The organism is Rhizobium leguminosarum bv. viciae, assembly GCF_012276115.1.
GTDB classification, from domain to species: Bacteria; Pseudomonadota; Alphaproteobacteria; order Rhizobiales; family Rhizobiaceae; genus Rhizobium; species Rhizobium leguminosarum_T.
In genome coordinates this window covers 1-563 of sequence record NZ_WIEU01000067.1, presented here as the reverse complement: position 1 = coordinate 563, position 563 = coordinate 1, and the positions used below count along the sequence as shown (strand labels likewise).

General features: G+C 67.3%; 1 protein-coding gene. It reads left to right on the top strand.

What is annotated here, in order from left to right:
• Positions 1-563, top strand: a 563-nt coding sequence (locus GFM02_RS35815) for a cytochrome c-type biogenesis CcmF C-terminal domain-containing protein (protein WP_281411290.1), incomplete at both ends; no start/stop codon positions are given.

Here is a 563-nt window from a genome sequence, read left to right as displayed (position 1 = left end):
GGAAACGCTGACCGGCGACAAGATTTCCGTCGGAGCGCCGTTCTTCAACCTGACCTTCGGCCTGCTGATGGCGCCGCTGATCGTCATCGTGCCGTTCGGGCCGATGCTTGCCTGGAAGCGCGGCGATTTGCTCGGCGCCCTGCAGCGGCTCTATGTCGTCGCTGGTCTCGCCTTCCTTGCCGCGGTGGTCTTCTTCTACATCGAACATGGCGGGCCGGTGCTTTCGGTGCTCGGCCTTGCCGCCGGGCTGTTCCTGGTCCTCGGTGCGGTGGCCGATCTCTGGTATCGCGCCGGCATCGGTAAGGTCGCGGGAAGTCTCGCCTGGCGCCGGCTTTCCGGCCTGCCGCGTTCGGCCTTCGGCACCGCGCTCGCCCATGCCGGGCTCGGCGTCACCGTGCTCGGCATCGTCGCGGTCACGACGTTCGAGACGGAGCATGTCATCGAGATGAAGCCGGGGCAGGTGACCGAGGCCGGCGGTTACAGCCTGCATTTCGACGGCATGCAGCCGGCGACCGGACCGAATTATAGCGAGGACCGCGGCCACTTCACCATCCGGCGCGCCG